18 protein-coding genes are annotated in these 19,366 nt (G+C 44.8%); 6 read left to right on the top strand and 12 right to left on the bottom strand.

Annotation, left to right across the window (positions count from 1 at the left end; translation table 11 throughout):
- Positions 1-114: 114 nt before the first annotated feature.
- The 5 genes from mutM to radC form a co-directional block, all read right to left on the bottom strand.
- Positions 115-924 carry a bifunctional DNA-formamidopyrimidine glycosylase/DNA-(apurinic or apyrimidinic site) lyase gene (mutM, locus tag BS333_RS01135; RefSeq protein ID WP_033003499.1) on the bottom strand — a complete coding sequence of 270 codons (810 nt, stop codon included), beginning with the start codon at positions 922-924 and terminating at the stop codon, positions 115-117.
- A 97-nt stretch (positions 925-1,021) separates the two neighbouring features.
- Complete coding sequence (locus BS333_RS01130) at positions 1,022-1,498, bottom strand: hypothetical protein (protein WP_021708993.1); 477 nt, start codon at positions 1,496-1,498, stop codon at positions 1,022-1,024.
- A gap of 162 nt (positions 1,499-1,660) precedes the next feature.
- A complete protein-coding gene (rpmG, locus tag BS333_RS01125; RefSeq protein WP_004410866.1) occupies positions 1,661-1,831 on the bottom strand; it encodes a 50S ribosomal protein L33 in 171 nt (56 codons plus the stop codon).
- Positions 1,832-1,844: 13 nt separating this feature from the next.
- Entirely contained in the window at positions 1,845-2,081 is a 237-nt protein-coding gene (gene rpmB, locus BS333_RS01120) for a 50S ribosomal protein L28 (protein ID WP_005467944.1), read from the bottom strand.
- 302 nt (positions 2,082-2,383) lie between these two features.
- Positions 2,384-3,058 (bottom strand): RadC family protein, encoded by a 675-nt coding sequence (gene radC, locus BS333_RS01115; protein WP_021708994.1) that lies wholly within the window; start codon positions 3,056-3,058, stop codon positions 2,384-2,386.
- Positions 3,059-3,617: 559 nt separating this feature from the next.
- On the opposite strand from radC, the gene coaBC reads away from it, so the two are divergent.
- The 3 genes from coaBC (at position 3,618) to BS333_RS01095 (ending at position 6,595) form a co-directional block, all read left to right on the top strand.
- On the top strand, positions 3,618-4,820 hold the full coding sequence (gene coaBC, locus BS333_RS01105) for a bifunctional phosphopantothenoylcysteine decarboxylase/phosphopantothenate--cysteine ligase CoaBC (protein WP_021709486.1): 1,203 nt from the start codon (positions 3,618-3,620) through the stop codon (positions 4,818-4,820).
- A 228-nt stretch (positions 4,821-5,048) separates the two neighbouring features.
- Complete coding sequence (gene slmA / locus BS333_RS01100) at positions 5,049-5,639, top strand: nucleoid occlusion factor SlmA (RefSeq protein WP_021709485.1); 591 nt, start codon at positions 5,049-5,051, stop codon at positions 5,637-5,639.
- A gap of 5 nt (positions 5,640-5,644) precedes the next feature.
- Positions 5,645-6,595, top strand: coding sequence for a Kdo(2)-lipid IV(A) acyltransferase (locus BS333_RS01095; protein WP_021709484.1), 951 nt, complete (start codon positions 5,645-5,647; stop codon positions 6,593-6,595).
- Positions 6,596-6,919: 324 nt separating this feature from the next.
- Here BS333_RS01095 and pyrE read toward each other — a convergent pair whose 3' ends face one another.
- Together pyrE and rph are read right to left on the bottom strand one after the other, a co-directional pair.
- Positions 6,920-7,561 carry an orotate phosphoribosyltransferase gene (gene pyrE / locus BS333_RS01090; protein ID WP_021709483.1) on the bottom strand — a complete coding sequence of 214 codons (642 nt, stop codon included), beginning with the start codon at positions 7,559-7,561 and terminating at the stop codon, positions 6,920-6,922.
- A 136-nt stretch (positions 7,562-7,697) separates the two neighbouring features.
- The gene (gene rph, locus BS333_RS01085; protein WP_021709482.1) at positions 7,698-8,414 is read right to left on the bottom strand and encodes a ribonuclease PH; all 717 of its coding nucleotides are present in this window, start codon (positions 8,412-8,414) and stop codon (positions 7,698-7,700) included.
- A 172-nt stretch (positions 8,415-8,586) separates the two neighbouring features.
- Here rph and BS333_RS01080 point away from each other — a divergent pair, with 172 nt between their 5' ends.
- Both BS333_RS01080 and BS333_RS01075 read left to right on the top strand, forming a co-directional pair.
- Positions 8,587-9,453, top strand: a complete 867-nt coding sequence (locus BS333_RS01080; RefSeq protein WP_021709481.1) for a YicC/YloC family endoribonuclease — start codon at positions 8,587-8,589, stop codon at positions 9,451-9,453.
- 201 nt (positions 9,454-9,654) lie between these two features.
- Positions 9,655-10,059, top strand: a complete 405-nt coding sequence (locus BS333_RS01075) for a YgiW/YdeI family stress tolerance OB fold protein (RefSeq protein WP_021709480.1) — start codon at positions 9,655-9,657, stop codon at positions 10,057-10,059.
- Positions 10,060-10,247: 188 nt separating this feature from the next.
- Here the strand turns inward: BS333_RS01075 and BS333_RS01070 are convergent, their stop codons facing one another.
- The 5 genes from BS333_RS01070 to BS333_RS01050 all read right to left on the bottom strand — a co-directional run bounded on the left by BS333_RS01070 (position 10,248) and on the right by BS333_RS01050 (position 15,947).
- Entirely contained in the window at positions 10,248-11,087 is an 840-nt protein-coding gene (locus BS333_RS01070) for an ABC transporter ATP-binding protein (RefSeq protein WP_021709479.1), read from the bottom strand.
- 31 nt (positions 11,088-11,118) lie between these two features.
- A complete protein-coding gene (locus BS333_RS01065; protein ID WP_021709478.1) occupies positions 11,119-11,979 on the bottom strand; it encodes an ABC transporter ATP-binding protein in 861 nt (286 codons plus the stop codon).
- Between the two features lie 9 nt (positions 11,980-11,988).
- Positions 11,989-13,815 carry an extracellular solute-binding protein gene (locus BS333_RS01060; protein ID WP_021709477.1) on the bottom strand — a complete coding sequence of 609 codons (1,827 nt, stop codon included), beginning with the start codon at positions 13,813-13,815 and terminating at the stop codon, positions 11,989-11,991.
- Positions 13,816-13,876: 61 nt separating this feature from the next.
- A complete protein-coding gene (locus BS333_RS01055) occupies positions 13,877-14,920 on the bottom strand; it encodes an ABC transporter permease (RefSeq protein ID WP_021709476.1) in 1,044 nt (347 codons plus the stop codon).
- Between the two features lies 1 nt (position 14,921).
- Complete coding sequence (locus tag BS333_RS01050) at positions 14,922-15,947, bottom strand: ABC transporter permease subunit (RefSeq protein ID WP_021709475.1); 1,026 nt, start codon at positions 15,945-15,947, stop codon at positions 14,922-14,924.
- A gap of 809 nt (positions 15,948-16,756) precedes the next feature.
- Here BS333_RS01050 and BS333_RS01045 point away from each other — a divergent pair.
- A complete protein-coding gene (locus BS333_RS01045; protein WP_021709474.1) occupies positions 16,757-19,357 on the top strand; it encodes a TonB-dependent receptor plug domain-containing protein in 2,601 nt (866 codons plus the stop codon).
- Positions 19,358-19,366: the final 9 nt, after the last annotated feature.

Below are 19,366 nucleotides of genomic sequence, written 5' to 3'. Positions count from 1 at the left end.
GAGAACTGCTTCTAACTATACATCTAAGCTAGCTAGACTTAAAAGTCAAAATAGTAATGATCATACCAGAAAAAATCAGATCATACGTAAACACTTAGATTACATTTTCAGCACTTATTGCTGACATTGTTCACAGAAAAACGTATTACGCTGACCGAGTTTCTGTTCTTGGATAATCTCTCCACATTCAGGACATGGCTCACCCGCTTTACCATAAACCAACAGTTCTTGTGCAAAGTAGCCGGGCTTCCCATCCGCTTGAGCAAAGTCTTTGAGTGTCGTTCCACCTTGCTGAATTGCCGTTTCTAAGGTCGATTTGATATTGTCGACTAACCGTTGCCACTCTTTGTTGTTTAGGCTACCTGCAGGTCGAGTCGGATGAATACGCGATTTGAACAAAGACTCATTGGCATAGATATTTCCGACTCCGACGACAGCTTTGTTGTCCATAATGAACTGTTTGACCGCAACACGCTTACTTTTAGCTTTGTCTATCATATATTCAGCGTTGAACTCTTCAGTCAGAGGCTCAGGCCCCATATGCCCTAATACCGAGTGAGATTCATTCGGTGCACTCCATAACCAAGCACCGAAGCGACGAGGATCGTTATAACGTAAGATCTTACCATTAGTCAGTTTAAGATCGACATGATCGTGTTTAGCTGCTGGAAAATCGGCATCAAGTACACGCAGTGAGCCTGACATGCCTAAATGCACAATCGCGGTTCCTTGATCGGTTTCAATCAGTAAGTATTTAGCACGCCGACTAATATTACGGATCACTTGCCCTTCTAAACGCTTAAGCTCTGGTGGAATATCCCAACGCAATTTTGGTGTCCGAAACACAAATGCCTTGATCGTCTGACCGACCATATGTGGGCTGATCCCCATACGACTCACTTCCACTTCAGGTAACTCAGGCATTAACTTCTCCTCACTCTCATTACTCTCATTACTCATTAGCTGACTAGCCTAATTGGAAAGCATTATTTTACAAAATTTTGCCTTATCGATTTGGCGTTCAATTAGGCATGATGTATTTGCCATCAACAGAAATCGCAATCCACTTATCTTGCCAGTTTTTAAACAGCCAAAAATTCTTAAGGCGGTAAAATGTGATCCTCTGTGGTTCTTCCACCCCTTGATACCAAATTTCAATACTTTCAGGCGCAGCTAATTGTGGCTTTAACTGCGCATATTGTTCAGCGGTCAGTTCCGTTCCTTCAAGAGATTGCCAACGCGACACAATCTCTTGCGCTGGGATCTCTGCTTTCAAATTGGATTGCCATTGGCCATGTTGTTTTTCAAGCGTCCATCCAGAAAAGTAAACGGCTCGTACGGGATAATCAGAGCGTAGCACTTTGGGGTAATCATTTTGTGGATCATCGATTAAATAAGTTTGAATCCAGGTAGGCGCATTAAGCAGCACCATAAAAGCAATAATGCCTAAAATAAGTATGTTATTCCAACGACGGCGGCGAGAAGGGCTGACACGCATAACAATTCCTGACCTTAATAGAAAAACTTAAAGTTAATAAGGATAACCCTATCAAAGCTTGCTAAGGTTGGCGAGGGCCAGAGATTTTTGATCATGAATTTTAGGTAATAAAAAACCCAGCTCGAAAGCTGGGTTTTCAAATCGACAAAGGGTAAAAACCAATTACTTGATTTTTGCTTCTTTGTACATAACGTGCTGGCGTACAACTGGATCAAATTTCTTGATCTCAAATTTGCCTGGCATGTTACGCTTGTTCTTATCAGTTGTGTAGAAGTGGCCTGTACCTGCTGAAGATACTAGACGGATTTTCTCACGAACGCCTTTCTTTGCCATTGCCTATTTCCTCTTAAACGTTTTCGCCACGTGCACGGATATCAGCAAGAACAGTATCGATACCTTTCTTGTCGATGATACGCATACCTTTTGCAGTAAGGCGTAGTTTAACAAAACGTTTTTCGCTCTCTACCCAGAAACGATGAGTTTGTAGGTTCGGCAGAAAACGACGCTTAGTAGCATTTCGTGCGTGTGAACGGTTGTTACCCGTTACTGGACGCTTACCAGTTACTTGGCATACTCGTGACATGAATGTCTTCTCCAAAATCGTTTCAGCTCGATATCAACCTTGGTGGCCGAACCTCTCTATTTCTCGGAAAGAAGTTTGAGGTTAAGAACCGCTATGGAAAATCCATACAAGGCTATCAAAGGTCGCGCATTATACTAACTTGATATGCATTGCTCAAGACCCGAACAGATCCTTTTTACAGGTTTTCGTGATCTTTTTTTAGACAGCAGGTTTTTCTAGCAGTCCAAGCTGAATTCAGTTAAAAATTTAGTGGCGAGGATGATAGCAGATTTTTAGCAACTAACAACCTAAAAAATGCACAGTTATATCCAACCCCTTTCTGCAAAGGAAACACTTTCACCATCACCAATGACAAAATGGTCTAAAACTCGAATATCCACCAGCGCCAAAGCATCGATTAATCGTCGAGTAATTCTTCTGTCTGCTTGGCTTGGTTCAGCAATACCCGATGGATGGTTATGAGCGAGGATAAGTGCTGCCGCATTATGATGCAGAGCCCGCTTGACCACCTCTCGAGGATAGACCGAAGCCGCATCCAGCGTGCCCTCGAATAAAATTTCATCTTTGATGACGCGGTGCTGATTGTCCAAAAAAAGAATATAGAAGGCTTCTCTTTGCCTGTCTCTTAATATAGATGAAAGATACAGTTTGGTTTGCTCTGGACTGGATAAAGCACTGCCTCGTTTTAATGTTTCAGCCAGATAACGCTGCGTCATCTCCAAAACCGCTTGTAATTGAACGTATTTTGCCTGTCCGAGGCCTTTATGCTGACAAAAAGATTTTTCTGATGCAGAAAAAAGTTGTCTTAAGGAGCCAAAATCTTTAAGTAAGAAGTCTGACAGCTCAATCACGTTCATCCCTCGGGTACCCGTGCGTAAAAATATCGCTAACAACTCGGCATCACTCAACGATTGCGGTCCACGTTGTAGGAGTTTTTCTCTTGGCATCGATTCATTGGGCAAAGTTTTCAGTGTCATTAAGCTGGCCTTTTTAAGCAACAAAGTCATTTCAAAGTTCATTGCACAAAATAAATCGTCAAAGGCGAAACTCACATTGCATTTTTTTGTGCTCCGCCGTACAACACTGAAATTGACTTTTTTGTCATTGACGAAAGACCTTCGTCCAGAGCAAACTTTGTCGGCATGATGAATATACCCAAGTGACCTCAAGATGCTTGATTCAGAGCGAGGTCACTGAGTCGAATTCAAGGAAGACAACGAAGCGGGATAGTATTCTATCTCCAAGTTGTCTGACGCAAGAAGTCGGCTCAGTGACACGCTCCCAAAGGGCGAGTGACCTTAACTCTCAGACTTTGTTAACGATTCTCAATGTAGGCTACTAAATCTTCGAATCGTTGCCGTGCCTGAGAGCTAAGGTCATCTCGCTGAACGCAGCATCTTGAGGTTACTTGGGTATATAACGAAATAGACTGAGGCCCATATCCAAGTGACTCGAAATTGGCAACTTGTTCTTTACCAGACAAGATGGCCCGTTCAATTGTGGTAAACTCAGCGCCAGATAGATTGGAGATATCATATGCACACACTCTCTGGAAAGAAAATCTTGCTTGGCATCAGTGGCGGTATTGCCGCTTATAAATGTGCTGAGCTCACTCGCCGCTTGATAGAAAGAGGCGCGCACGTTCAAGTTGTCATGACCGACGCTGCCAAAGAATTTATTACGCCATTGACCATGCAAGCCGTTTCAGGGCGCCCTGTCTCAGACAGCCTTCTTGATCCCGCAGCTGAAGCTTCTATGGGACATATTGAATTGGCGAAATGGGCTGATTTAGTTCTGCTTGCCCCTGCGACGGCAGATTTAATCGCTCGCATTGCTGCTGGTATGGGTAACGATTTACTTTCCACTCTGGTTTTAGCGACAGCTTCACCGATTGCCGTGTCACCGGCCATGAATCAACAGATGTATCGCAGTGCCGCCACTCAAGACAACCTTGCCACCCTAACACGTCGAGGGATGGAGGTTTGGGGACCAGCAGCAGGTGAGCAAGCTTGTGGTGATGTTGGCCCAGGGCGAATGCTCGAACCGATGCAATTGGTCGAAATGTGTGAGCAATTTTTTCAGCCCAAACTGCTTGCTGGTCAATCCGTGCTGATTACGGCCGGACCAACACGTGAAGCCATCGACCCTGTACGCTACATCACTAACCACAGTTCTGGGAAAATGGGCTTTGCATTAGCCAACGCCGCCGCACAACTTGGCGCCAATGTGACGTTAATCAGTGGTCCTGTCAGTTTAGCGACACCACCTAATGTAGAACGCATCAACGTCAATAGCGCGCAAGAGATGCACGATAGCGTGATGAAGCACGCCACCCAACATGATATTTTCATTAGCTGTGCGGCCGTTGCGGATTATCGTCCTGATACCGTCGCCAAACAGAAGCTGAAAAAGACCGAGAGCAACGAGCACATGACCATCAATATGGTTAAAAATCCAGATATCGTTGCATCAGTGGCTGCTCTAAAACAACAGCGTCCGTTTACCGTTGGTTTTGCCGCAGAAACCAACCAAGTCGAAGCTTACGCTCGTGACAAACTAGCACGCAAAAATCTCGATATGATTTGCGCCAATGATGTTTCTGTTGATGGGCAAGGTTTTAACAGCAACGACAACGCTATTACCCTATTTTGGTCACAAGGCGAATTGGCCTTGCCACTAGAGTCTAAACAAGCCTTGAGCGTTAAAATTTTACATCAGATACACCACTTAATGGACTAATGAGTGCTTTTTGCAATGCTGCTCTTCTGGTTCTGTTGCACCACGAACCTTAGTCATCAATTCAAAATGTTGGGGGGAGCAATAAAAGAACGCCTGCCACAAATTACACACAAACATGACAATTGGGGGATTAAATCTCCCATTACCTCTTTTGTGCTCTAGTTTGATGGTAAAGAGATCTTTATAATCCTCCCGCTTAACTATGTATTTTTTGGAAAGGAAATAAGAATGGCTGGTAGTAAAAAATCCAATCGTCGTGAAGAGATCTTACAAGCACTTGCACAGATGCTTGAATCGACAGAAGGAGCATCGCGCATTACTACAGCAAAATTGGCCAAGCAAGTTGGGGTCTCCGAAGCGGCACTGTATCGTCACTTCCCGAGTAAAGCTCGTATGTTTGAAGGGTTAATCGAATTTATCGAAGAAGCCTTAATGACACGTATTAATCGTATCTTAGAAGATGAAAAAGACACCTTAGAGCGTATCCGCATGGTGATGCATCTGATCCTTGCCTTTTCAGAACGTAACCCGGGCTTAACGCGCATTCTTTCCGGTCATGCGCTAATGTTTGAAAATGAACGTTTACGCGAGCGTATTAACCAATTGTTTGAACGCATTGAAACCCAACTTCGTCAAATTCTGCGTGAACGAAAACTGCGAGAGGGAAAGTCATTTCCTGTCGAAGAACGCATTCTAGCGGCACAAATACTCGGTCAAGTAGAAGGCAGCCTCAATCGCTTTGTACGCAGTGATTTTAAATATCAACCAACAGAAAACTTTGATGAATACTGGGCACTGCTCAGCGCACAAATTAAGTAGAGACTATGAGCAAAGATAAATACACCAAACCGGCGTTTTCTCTTTCCCTACTCCACCCTCGTTATTGGGGGGTTTGGAGCGGCTTTGGTTTATTAGCCTTAGTCGTTAATCTGCTCCCCTATCGCATGCTTCTTTCACTCGGCCAGACAATAGGCAAACTGGGCATGCGCTTTGGTAAAAAACGGGTTCATATTGCCACACGTAACCTTGAGCTGGCTTTCCCAGAAAAAACACCTGAAGAGATTCAGTCCATCGTCATTGAAAACTTCAAAAATACGGGGATGGCGCTGATTGAAACCGGGATTACTTGGTTTTGGCCGACATGGCGTTTCAAAACAATCATTGTTGAAAAAGATCTCATCGCCCTACGCATTAAGGCCGCAGAAGAGAAAGGCGTCCTGCTGTGTTGTGTGCATGCGCTCAATTTAGAGATCACAGCCCGCGCTTTTGCTGTGCTTGGTATGGCTGGTTATGGGGCCTTTCGTCCACACACCAATCCCGCTTATAACTTTATTCAATACTGGGGACGCTCTCATAACGGCAATAAACTGATAGATCGTAAAGATCTTAAGCAGATGATCCGAATTCTTCGTCGAGGCGAGCGCCTGTTCTATCTGCCCGACCATGACTATGGCCGTAATAAAGCTGTGTTTGTGCCATTCTTTGCGATTGAAGACGCCTCTACCACCACAGGAACAAGCATTCTAGCGTATACATCGAAGTGTTCGATTATTCCTGGTTCAGGGTTCCGTAACCAAAATGGCAAATACGAAATCATTGCAGACCAATGTATTGAAGACGATTACCCACAAAAAGATGAAGTCGCCGCAGCGGCTTATATGAATAAGTTTGTTGAGATGGTGATTTTACGTGCTCCCGAACAGTGGATGTGGTTACACAAGCGCTACAAGACAATGGCTGATGAGAACGTACCAAAAGGGATTAGGTATAAATAAGGGTTAAGGTTCTAGGATCCTAGGGCCTAGGTCCTAGGTCCTAGATATTATGCGCGGTATGTTTTATAGGCTTCGTTATCTTATGAGCAAACTTTGGGAATACGGAATACGGAGCGCTTCGCTTACAGAGAACAGGTCCTAGGGGCCTAGGGCCTAGACCCTAGGTCCTAGATATTATGCGCGGGATGTTCATAGCCTTCGGTAGCTTATGAGCAAACTTTGGGAATACGGAAGACGGAGCGCTTCGCTTACGGAGAACAGATCCTAGGGGCCTAGGACCTTTCTTTTAACCTAGGGCCTTTCTCTTAACCTATGACCTTTTCTTTAAATCCCAAACTCAGCACGGTAGGCTTTCACTGCGTCAAGGTGCTCGGTTGCATCACCTTTATCTTCAAGGTACGTGATCAAATCAGACAAGCTGACGATAGAAATGACCGCACAGCCAAAATCACGCTCCACTTCTTGAATTGCTGAAAGCTCGCCTTTGCCTTTTTCTTGGCGATCAATCGCAACCAAGACACCCGCCAGATCAGCACCATTCGCTTGGATAATTTGCATCGATTCACGAATCGCTGTGCCCGCAGTAATCACATCATCCACCAGCATAATACGACCTTCTAGTGCAGAGCCCACTAAGTTACCGCCTTCGCCATGGTTCTTCGCTTCTTTACGGTTGAAACAGTAAGGCGTGTCGACATCATGATGATCCGCTAACGCAACCGCCGTCGTGGTTGCAATTGGGATACCCTTGTAAGCAGGGCCAAACAACACATCAAACTCAATTCCTGAATCCGCCAATGCCGCAGCATAAAAACGACCAAGACGAGCAAGGTCACGACCCGTATTAAAAAGACCAGCATTAAAGAAATACGGACTTTTACGCCCAGATTTCAAAGTAAACTCACCAAACTTAAGAACCTGTTTCTCAAGTGCAAACTCAATAAATTCACGCTGGTATGCTTTCATTATTCTCTCTCAACTTTTACTGTGTAAATTTCTATTCGTATTCCAAGTACTAGGTCTTAGGTCCTAGGTCCTAGGTCCTAGGTCCTAGCAATAGGTAAAAAAATAGCTTCCTTAATGGGAAGCTATTTAAAAATCATTAATTTTCTAATGCCGCTTTCTGCGCCGCGACGATATCGCTAATGCCGATTTTGGCTGATTCGAGTAGCGCCATCAATTGCTCATGGCTAAACGGTTCACCTTCTGCGGTGCCCTGAATCTCGATCATCTTACCTTCTTCCGTCATCACAACGTTCATGTCTGTGTCTGCAGCTGAGTCTTCTACATACTCAAGGTCACATAGAACCTCATCACCGAGTAGGCCAACAGAAACGGCCGCAACGTGACCCTTCATTGGGTTTGCTTTCAGTTTGCCACTCTCAACAAGGTGTTGGAAAGCATCTGCCATGGCCACACTAGCACCACTGATGGATGCCGTACGCGTACCACCATCGGCTTGAATCACATCACAGTCAACAGTAATCATGCATTCGCCCATGGCTTTCAAATCCACAACCGCACGTAGGCTGCGAGCAATCAAGCGTTGGATTTCCATTGTACGTCCGCCTTGCTTGCCACTGGCTGCTTCACGACGAGTCCGTGAGTGTGTAGCACGAGGTAGCATGCCATATTCTGCCGTTACCCAACCTTTACCTTGGCCTTTCAACCAACGTGGCACCGATTCTTCAACGGTCGCATTACACAATACTTTGGTGTTACCAAATTCAACTAATACTGAGCCTTCAGCATAAGCCGTGTAGTTACGAGTAATTTTTATTGGGCGAACTTGATCCGCCTTGCGATCGTTTGGGCGCATGGGCATCTACCTTAGTAATGAGGAGAAGACGATTTGATTGGGCGCAGAGTATAACGGAATTAGCCTAATAAAGCTATCTGGTCGATCGCTTGTAACAATGACTGAGATCCCGCACATAGGTTGTGCTACTATTGCGCGGTAATTTTCAGCAAACAAAAGACAGGAAAATTCGATGATTTATAGTATGACTGCGTATGCACGCAAAGAGATAAAAGGCGACTGGGGCAGTGCCGTATGGGAAATCCGTAGTGTCAATCAACGCTACCTAGAAACCTACTTCCGCATGCCAGAGCAGTTCCGTGCTTTAGAGCCAGTACTGCGTGAGCGCTTTCGTAAACGTCTTGCTCGCGGCAAAGTAGAATGTAGCTTACGTTTTGAAGCAAACCCAGCAGCAAAAACAGAGCTCAGCATTAATGAAGCACTTGCCAACCAAGTGATCAAAGCTGCTGAACAAGTCATGCATATGACCGGTGAACTCAGCCGCATCAACCCTTTCCAAGTGATGCAGTGGCCAGGTGTCATGGAAACGCCAGAGCAAAACATGGACGAAATCAATAAAGCGCTTCTTGGTGCCTTTGATGAAGCAATCGACGAATTCATTGAAGCTCGTGGTCGTGAGGGTGATAACATGAAAGCGCTTATTGAGCAGCGTCTTGAGGCCATCACTGCAGAAGTCGTCAAAGTTCGCGCACGCATGCCTGAAATCCTTGAGTGGCAAAGAGAGCGCTTGTTCTCGAAATTTGAAGATGCCAAGGTTGAGCTAGACCCTTCTCGCGTTGAGCAAGAGCTGATTCTTTTGGCGCAAAAGTCAGATGTGGCAGAAGAGCTAGACCGCTTAGACTCGCACGTTAAAGAAACCACTAACATCATTAAAAAAGGCGGAGCCGTTGGTCGTCGTCTCGATTTCATGATGCAAGAGTTCAACCGTGAATCAAACACTCTGGCCTCTAAGTCCATCAGCACTGACATCACCGCCTCTGGTGTAGAACTTAAAGTACTGATCGAACAAATGCGTGAGCAGATCCAAAATATCGAATAACTTTCGCCTCACCTTATTCAAGCCCAGCATCAAACGTTGGGCTTTTTGTTATCTCGACCCGGCATCATGCACATTCTCAGCCTAGTCATCACGCTTCATACACAATCAAATCGCTTTTTTCAAAGGATGGACTACATTTAAAAGCAACGATAACAGAGGGTTAGTGCCCTTTGTTTCCGCTTAACCTCTAAAGGGAATGACATGAACAACACACTGATACTGATGCTTGGCGCTCTGGTTGCCGCCACTCCAGCTTTTGCCAGTAACGACACCATTACTGAACAAGCAGAGGTCACCACTCAACAAAGTGGGTTTGATGGCCCTAAAGTGAATGACACCTTAAATACTGTCGAAGATGTGATGGATGCCAGTTGGCTTACTGATGGTATGACCGTCACCATTATTGGTCATGTCACAGATTCCTTGGGTGATGATCAATACACGTTTAAGGATAAAACTGGTCAAATGAGCGTGAAAATTGGTCCTTATGTTTGGGGAGAACAAAAAGTCTCCCCCAAAGATCAAGTACAAATTGTGGGTAAAATCGCTAAAAATGATTCCAGTAGCGCGGTTATTGCCGACTCTCTAAAAGTGTTAAGTCACTAGTATTAAGCAACTGACGATTTGTTCTCGATAACGATTTTTTCGCAATAACAATCTGTTTGTGATAACAATTTGTTTGCAACAAGATCCGCTCGCAAGGTCAACAGCCCCGAACTAAACGCCCCAAATTCGAGGGGCGTTTTTGAACGTACTGCTTTCATCGGCCTAGTTTGACTCATTGCATGGTGGCACTACGCCACTCGCTGCTTTTTTTCGGCGAGACGCTTTTTCTTGCGGTATTTCGGATGATTGATCGGAATCGCAGCCAGTAGCTTTTTGGTGTAATCATGCTGTGGGTTAGCATAGATTTCTTTGGCACTGCCGGATTCTACAACCTTACCGAAATACATCACCGCGACTTTATCGGATACGTGTTTGACGACCGATAAGTCATGGGAGATAAAAATGATCGCCAGATTCATTTCTTGTTGTAATTGCAAAAGTAAGTTGAGGATTTGAGCTTGTACCGACACATCGAGCGCTGAAACCGACTCATCACAAATCAATAACTTGGGCTTGAGTGCAATCGCTCGCGCAATACCGATACGTTGGCGCTGACCCCCCGAGAACTCATGAGGGTAACGGTTGACCGCGCTTTCAGGCAGCCCAACTTTAACCAGCAGTTCTTTCACCCATTGTTTGCGCTCCGCAGAGCTACCGATATTGTGAATCACATACGGCTCTTCGAGGATCATCCCGATAGTGTGGCGCTGATTAAGAGATTCCATTGGATCTTGAAACACGATTTGCATGTCTTTGCGTAGTGGCCGCATTTGCTTGGCCGACAAACGGGTAATCTCCTGACCTTCAAAGAAAATCTTGCCGTCGGTAGGTTCAAATAATTTCAAAATAGTACGACCTAGGGTGCTTTTACCACAGCCCGACTCCCCAACTAAACCTAGCGTTTCTCCTTGTGCCACAGAAAAAGAAACGCCATCAACAGCTTTGATGGTGTAGCCCTTTTTAAACAGCCCTTTGCCCGAGACAAAGTGCTGCTTAAGATGTTCAATTCTTAATACTTCTTTTGTCATGAAGACCTCTCTATGACGTGTTCACTTTGTCTTATGAGTGCGCAAATATGCTGGCATCAATCGGTTTAATGTCGATCATTTGTTTCGGTTCATTATCCAAACTTGGCATCAATCCCATCAACCGCTCGGTATAAGGGTGCTGAGGGTTGTCAAATAGATCAAAGATCTCCGCTTTTTCGACGATACGTCCGCCGTACATCACCGCAACATCATCGCACACTTCAGCCACCACACCGAGATCGTGAGTAATAAAGATCATCGCCATGCCCGTTTCCTGTTGCAGCTCGTTCATCAGCTCAAGAATTGATGCTTGAACCGTTACATCCAACGCCGTGGTTGGCTCATCACAGATCAAAATATCTGGCTTACAGGCCAAAGCCATCGCAATCATCACCCGCTGACGCATGCCACCAGATAAATTATGCGGATACTCATTGAGGCGTTTTTCTGCCAGTGGAATTTTAACTTTTGCTAGCATTTCTACAGCGTACGCTTCACGCTGTTTACGATTGAGTTCTGGCCGATGTAGCTCAAGCACCTCACACAACTGGCGACCGATTGAATGAACAGGGTTAAGAGCAGTCATCGGATCTTGAAAAATAATCGCAATTCGATTGCCACGCATTTGATACATTTTTTCCGCCGGGAGAGTCACAAGGTTCGTCCCTCGGTACTCCACTTCACCGTGAACAATATTGCCATATGGTTTGGGTAACAGCCCCATGATGGCCATCGAGGTGACGCTCTTGCCGCTGCCTGATTCACCCACCAAACCCAAGGTCCGCCCCGCTCTAACCTCAAAGTTGACGCCGTGTAGGACTTTTACCGGGCCATCATCGGTGGTGAATTCGACTTCAAGGTCTTTGACGCGAAGAATGACTTCATTTTCCATGATTCCCCCTTACAGCTTATAGGTATCATCGACAACAACAACGGGAGCAAAAGTTTGGCCCGATTTCATTGCTTGTTGAGTTTGCTTTTTCACATCCGGATCAATCCAGTAAGTGCCATCGCCGATAATTCCGCCACTGAATAACGCCTCGGTCATTCGATTCATCGGCTTATCAGGCAATTTTAGCCACCGCCAGTGACCATAACGCACATACGGCACCATATAACCAGAGACAATCACATGCGCGTTGATAATGTCACGTTGAATATCATGACCTAGGCGGATTTTTTCATTCATATCCATACTGAAACGATACTGCATGATTTTCTCATCCAGCTCATCTGTGCTGTAATTGGTGAAAGAGTTGGTTTGTGGTTTGTTCGCATTATCGGAATGGAAATACTCCCAATAGGTTGGGATTTCAGAGGTTCCCATATCTAAAAAGGCAAGTTGGTGTTTTTTCTCGCGCACGTATTTGAACATGGATGAGCCATCGATTAGCTTCAGTTCAATCTCCAGGCCTGCTAATTTCGCTTGCTCGCGTAAAAAAGCAATCCGAGGTGTATGCAGTGGCGTGCTATAGGTAAGTTCGAAACTCAAACGCTGGCCTTTATCGTTGAGGCGAATGCCATCTGGACCAATCTTATCAAAGCCTGCTTCGGTAAAGGCTTGCGCGGCTTTTTGTGGATCAAATTTTGGAGCGACAGCATCCGGCAAAGTATATTTACCATGGCCAAAACCTGTTGGGTTCGGTTTACGGCTATAGTCTCCACGCATCAGATTTTCGATCATGCCATCAAAATCAATCGCAGAATGAATGCCTTTACGTACGTTGAGATCATCCAATAATGGCATGGCTGTATTTAGCCAAACACCTCCCGCCCCGACTGGATATTGATTGTAGCCCCAGAATTTTTCAATATAGCCTTTTTGGTACGGCGCAGTATTTGACTTGTCGTGCCACAAATTAGGCAACACTAAACCAAACGCATCTAATTTGCCTTTTTCAAAATGCTTTTTGGCAATGTCGTTATCACGAATAACGGTAATGCGGATCTTGTCGACGTTATAGCGGTTTTGATAATACTTATTGGAGTAACCCCACCAATCTTCACCTACATGCTTAAAGGTGACACTTTTGCCTTTTTTAATGTCCGCCAAGTAGTAAGCGGCTGTGGTCGGTTCACTCTTAAAGTTGTAATAGCGAACGAAATCATCATGAATGCCATCGCCATTGGCATCTTTTTTCGGATTAGCGTAAAAGTGAGCAGGTCGCGGACGCAACGCCCCCATACGAAGCAACAACTCTTCAGGGTTAAACTCGCTGGCAGCACGCACAGCAAAAGTTAAGTCGTCAAATTTGATCACTTCAGCAATGGTCTTGGTGTAATAATCATTATACCAAGGCTCTAGGATGTCTTTTGAGCGGTAAAAATCAAGCATAAACACAAAATCATCCGCCGTAACGGGGTGACCATCGGACCATTTTGCTTGTGGATTAAGCTTAAAGTACACCGTTTTATTATCTCCTGCTAATGCCCATTGGTTGGCTAATTCAGGAATAAAGTCGAGTGTATCTGGGTGACGAACCACCAGCCCCGGGGTTTCATCTAAAATAAACGAACGCAACCCCGAGTTAGCATCTGGCCCGACACTACGTAGGGTTTGTGGAAAGCTCGACATATAAGTACGATACGTCCCGCCACGTTTGGCTTGCGGTGAACCATACTGCGGCTCATCCCAATTGGTTTGCCAATCTAAGTCAGTCGGAAGCGTCGCTGAAATGGTCCCTAAACTCAAAGCGCTCAGGGTCGACGCTAAAAATAGTTGTTTCATAAACTTCCCTTTTTATGTTTTTTCACCACATCTTTTTAATGATCGTTATTACCTTTCATCATTAAACATAGCGTGTGAATTTTTTCGGGTCGAATGCCGCTCGAATGGCTTCACCGATGAAAGTCACCATCACCAAAACCAGCACAATAGAGGTCACAACAGAACTCACAATCCATGGTGAATCTAAGTTTGATTTACCCTGTTGCAGCAGTTCCCCCCAGCTCGGTGTCGGAGGCATCAAACCTAGGCCAAGGTAATCCAAAGCCGTCAGTGCAGTGATGTTGGCAGCAATGGTAAATGGCGCCAAAGTCACGATCATCACCATGGTATTAGGTAGAATGTGATTGAATAAAATCCTTGCAGTTGAAGCACCTAAAGCACGTGCAGCCATGACATACTCCCGGGCAGACTCTTTATAAGTCATGGTACGCATGTACCACGTCATCCCCATCCAACCGAAGAGTACGTTGATGGCAACAAATAAGGTAAAGGTAGGCTGTACAATCGAGACTAAGATCATGATGACGTACAAAAACGGCACCATCGACCAGACTTCAATTAAGCGTTGGACAAACAGGTCAAACTTACCGCCCCAAAAGCCCATCGCACACCCGACTGCAGTACCAATCGCGTATGAAATCGCCATCGTTAATAAGGCAAAACCCATCGCAGTACGAAAGCCGTATACCAGTCTGGCCAAGATATCTCGACCAATCACATCGGTCCCTAAGTAATGCTGAGTCTCCGCATTCGGTGCCGTTGGTGGGAAGTCTCCGCTAAAATCTTGCTCATAGGGGTTCCAAGGCACTATGGGTAAAATGACAAAATTATCACCACCTTGCTCTTGGAAGGTTTTTTGTAATTCCCGGTAGTTAACTTCACTAGAAGAAGCTTGACCAAATTCACTGCCTAAGCGGACATCACTGAAGACAGGAAAAGAGTAATCACCGTTGTACTTCACCACCAATGCTTTACTGTTAATCAGAAGTTCAGCAAATAACGAAAGCACCAACATCAATGAGAGGATCACAAAAGACCAGTAGCCTCGTTTAATCGCTTTAAAATGACGGATTTTCTTTTGAGTTAATGGACTGACTTTAATCATATTACGCTCCAAACTTCACTCGAGGGTCGACTAAAGCAACACAGACATCAGAAATGATATTACCAATCAGTAGCAAGACCGCATTAATCGCCACAATCCCCATGACCACCGGGTAGTCACGCTCCATGATCGACTCGTACCCCAGTAGGCCAATTCCATCAATATTGAAGATCACTTCGATAAGAAACGCCCCTGTCATAAAGAACAGCAACGAGTTGCCAAAATGAGAAGCGATGGGTATTAGGCTATTACGCAAAGCGTGTTTGCGCACCGCCTTGTTAAATGGCAACCCCTTGGCAATAGCAGTACGGATATAGTCTGACGATAAGTTTTCCATAAGGTTGTTCTTCATCGTCATCGTCAACGTGGCAAAATCACCAATCAAGTAACAGATCAAAGGTAATACCGCATGCCACATCACATCTTTAGCCCGCTCAAAAAATGTTTCATAGTCATCGAAGTCATCACCAACGAAGCCTCCCATTGGAAACCACTCTAAGTGATAGCTAAATAGTGTGATCAGCAAGACCCCGACCACATAACCAGGCAACGCGTAACCGACAAAAATGAGAATAGAAGAAGAAGAATCAAAAACGGAGCCGTGTTTCAAGGCTTTATAGTAGCCAAGGGGAATAGAAATAAAGTAACTAATAAAAAAAGTCATTCCACCATAAAACAGCGAAACAGGGAGACGTTCAGCAATCATATCCGAGACTGGCTCGTAATAGCGCGTTGATTCTCCAAGATCGAAAGTCACTAACCGCCCCAGCCACTCAATGTAGGCTTCCATGACAGGTTTGTCTAAACCATAAAAAGCGTTCAGCTCTGCAATCTGTTCTTCAGACAGAGCAGTACTGCCACCTGCGGAGGTCATTGACGCCGCACCGTCCCCTTGAGCCTGCATTTGAGAGAGCATTCGCTCAACAGGTCCACCGGGTACAAATCGGGTTATAGCAAAAATCAGAATAGTAATGCCGAGAAACGTTGGAATCACCAAAGCTAAACGGCGCAAAAAATATGACAGCATAAACAACTCACTCCTTGTTCTCTGTCCATTTAGGGAGAAGATAACGCAAACTATCCCCCCTGACATGGTGCTTTTTATTTGGCAGTCATTTGAGCTACTGAGACCGCTTCCTTTTGGCTCAGTCAGCCATTTTCCTGTTGCTGCAATCAATATTTATATCGAATTACCCTCTACTTCAAGTATTTGAAGCCGAAACACGACAAACTTCTTTTGTGTCTAAAAAATTGAAATGTTTTTGTAAAAAGTTATGAAAAACCACAAAATAAATTCACACAGGATATCAATCTGGCCGTTTTATCACTGAATTATCGTCTAAAAGCAACATTTGTGAAAAATAATGAAATAAAACCAGATATGTTAATTTGTGAAAGAAAGTTAGATGAGCCCTTTCATATCAAGGGGTATCATATTTTGATACCAATCACCTTACCTCTGTCATTCACCTCTCTGTTACAAAAACTCACAGTCAGCATATTATTCTGAAACTTTAAAGATATTCAGTATTAATATCGACATTAATTCATCAATACGACATAACGCATTAATGTTTATAACAAACACAAAATCAGCCCTTTTATTAGATGAATAAACTAAAAAATAAAAATAATAAGGATGAATAGACTAAAATATCACAACAAAACAGTATTTAACATTATTTTCACATTGGCACATAACTCTTTACCACTGGTTTGACTTCCTTTTTTCAACTCAGGTATACATGTTCCAAGCGTTAACGAAATATTAACGTCACATTTGGTCTCGATATGACCAAAGACAAGGAAGAATAAGAAAAAATTGGAGCAACAAGGATGTCTAAAAACACAACTGCTTTATCTGTTGCGATCAGCCTCGCTCTAGGCACCACGGCAGTGGCCCCTTTCACAGCACAGGCAGAAGAGCAACAAGTTGAAAAACTGCAAAAAATGAAAGTAACCGGTTCGCGTTTAACTCGCGCATCGATGGAAGGCAGCACCCCAGTTGCCGTCATCGGACGTGCAGAAATTGAACGTGCGGGTGACATTTCTATCGCTGACGTACTACGTAAAACTTCATTAAACTCTTTTGGTTCTTTCAGCGAAAGTTCGGGCAGCTCATGGCAAAGCCAAGCGACCGTCGCTCTACGTGGCCTTGGCGCTGAGCGCACCTTGGTATTGATCAATGGTAAGCGACTACCCGGCTCTGCCACTATGGGTGGGGGTGCGGCAAACTTAAATGTGATCCCTGCTGCAATCGTTGAGCGTGTAGAAGTCATGGCAGACGGAGGCTCTGCCGTCTATGGTTCCGATGCCGTTGCAGGTGTGGTTAACGTCATTTTAAAAGATGAGTTCGACGGCCTGAATATCACTGTTGGTAGTGGACTGCCTTCTCAAGAAGGGGGAGATGAGAAAAACTTCTCGATCGTCGCTGGTACTTCCGGTGAAAAAGGTAATATCTACTTCTCATTCGAACACGACGCAAAAGATGAAATCTATTATCGCGATCGTGATTACCTAAGTTCAAAAAATACGGGCGCAAGCAATTACTTCGACATGTCTGGCGTCAGCATTTATGGCCGAAATGTTTATCATGATGGCAAACTCAAGCCGCTCAATGGCTACGACACAGACGCGAAATGTGATCCTAGCAAAGGCTTTGTTGGCATAACGGAATACCCAGGTCTTGGTCCAATGTGTGGCTACGATTATACCTCAGAAGCGGCACAAACCGCGTCACTGGAACGAAATACAGTGTTTGTAAACGGTAATATTTTCTTATCGGACACAACAACTTTTAATGCGCAAATGCTGTTAAGCCGTAACCAAAGTTTTGGTCGCTTCGCACCTGCTGCAGGTTTCTTCCAAATCGATCCAAACACAGTCGGTGGTGCAAACTTCTTTACTGAAAATGGTCTTGACCCAGCAGCAGGCCCTGCCAGTGTCTACTATCGATTTACCAACGTGGGCACTCGTGATACCAACGTCACCGATTTTCAAGCCGATATGAAAGCGGGATTAGACGGGGCTTTTGAAACGGATGGCTTTGGTGAAGTTATCTGGGAAGCGGGCTATCACTTAAATTATTCCAACAGCAACGAACGTGGTACGGGTTATGTTTTGCGTTCACCAGCAGAAGCACTTGCCAATGCAGGTGAATTCATTAATGGTGAATTCAGTGCTGATGCGACGAAGGATTTGGCTGCAACCACCGCTCGTGAATCTCAAATGGAGATGCATCAATTTAATGGTGGCTTACAGTTTGATTTGGCAGAAGTGGGTGACATCACTATTCCCCTCTATCTCGGCGCTGAAATGACCACTTACGATTACTTTGATCAGTACGACTCACAAAGTGAAGCGGGAAATATCATCGGTAGTGCAGGTAATTCATCTGCTGGTGACCGTGAAACTTACGCGCTCTTTGCGGAATCGCTGTTAGCATTCACTGATGAGTTAGAAATGAACGTAGCGGTACGTTACGACCATTATAGTGACTTTGGTAGCGCACTTTCACCAAAAGCGTCTTTCCGCTATCAGCCACAAGACAACCTCATGTTCCGTGCTGGTGCAGGTATGGGCTTTAGAGCACCCTCTTTGAGTAACCTTTATGGTGCAGACAGTGAATCCAACGACTTCGCTAAAGATTACGTCTACTGTGAAGCGAATGGCATCTCTGAGGCTGATTGTCCAGAAAAGCAATACACGACTACACGCACCTCAAACAAAGATTTAGATGCCGAGACCTCAACCTCACTTAACTTTGGTATCAGCTACTCACCTATCGAAGATCTTGCCCTTACCGCGGATTACTACAACATCCGTATTGAAGATACGATAGTCATGAATACGCTACAAAGTATGATTGACCAAGAGCGCAGCAGTGGTCAGGCAAACGCCAACATCACTCGTGATGCAGCGGGCAGTATTACTCATGCGACCGTTCCACTATCGAACATTGGGGACCTTGAAACATCAGGGATCGACTTAAAGGTGAATTACCTTTATGACTTCGACCTGACTACGGTTCGCTACGACTTTGCTGGTACTTATGTACTTGATTACAGCAGCCCTGAGTACGTGAACGGCCCAACCAATAACAAAGTTGGCCGCAATGGCATGCCAGAGTATCGCTTCCAAACCGGTGTTGGATTTAACATTCTCAATGACCATGACATTTACTTTTCGGCGGATCACATTGCCTCTCAAGCGCAAGATGTCGATAAGAACTACAACAAAACGGGCAAGATACCAAGCTTGACCACATTTAATGTCGCGTACAACTACTCCACACCATGGGATGGAAAGCTGACAGCGGGTGTTCGCAACCTTACTGATGAAGATCCGGCTTTTGAATCCGATGGTGTCACCTATAACACTGACTTATACGGTATTCAGGGGCGTGTTTACTTCTTGAACTACTCACAAAACTTTTAAGCAAACTTT

It is taken from the genome of Vibrio azureus (assembly GCF_002849855.1).
In the GTDB taxonomy this organism is placed as follows: domain Bacteria; phylum Pseudomonadota; class Gammaproteobacteria; order Enterobacterales; family Vibrionaceae; genus Vibrio; species Vibrio azureus.
Note: the sequence above shows the minus strand (reverse complement) of the source record. Positions and strands in the feature narration are given on the sequence as shown.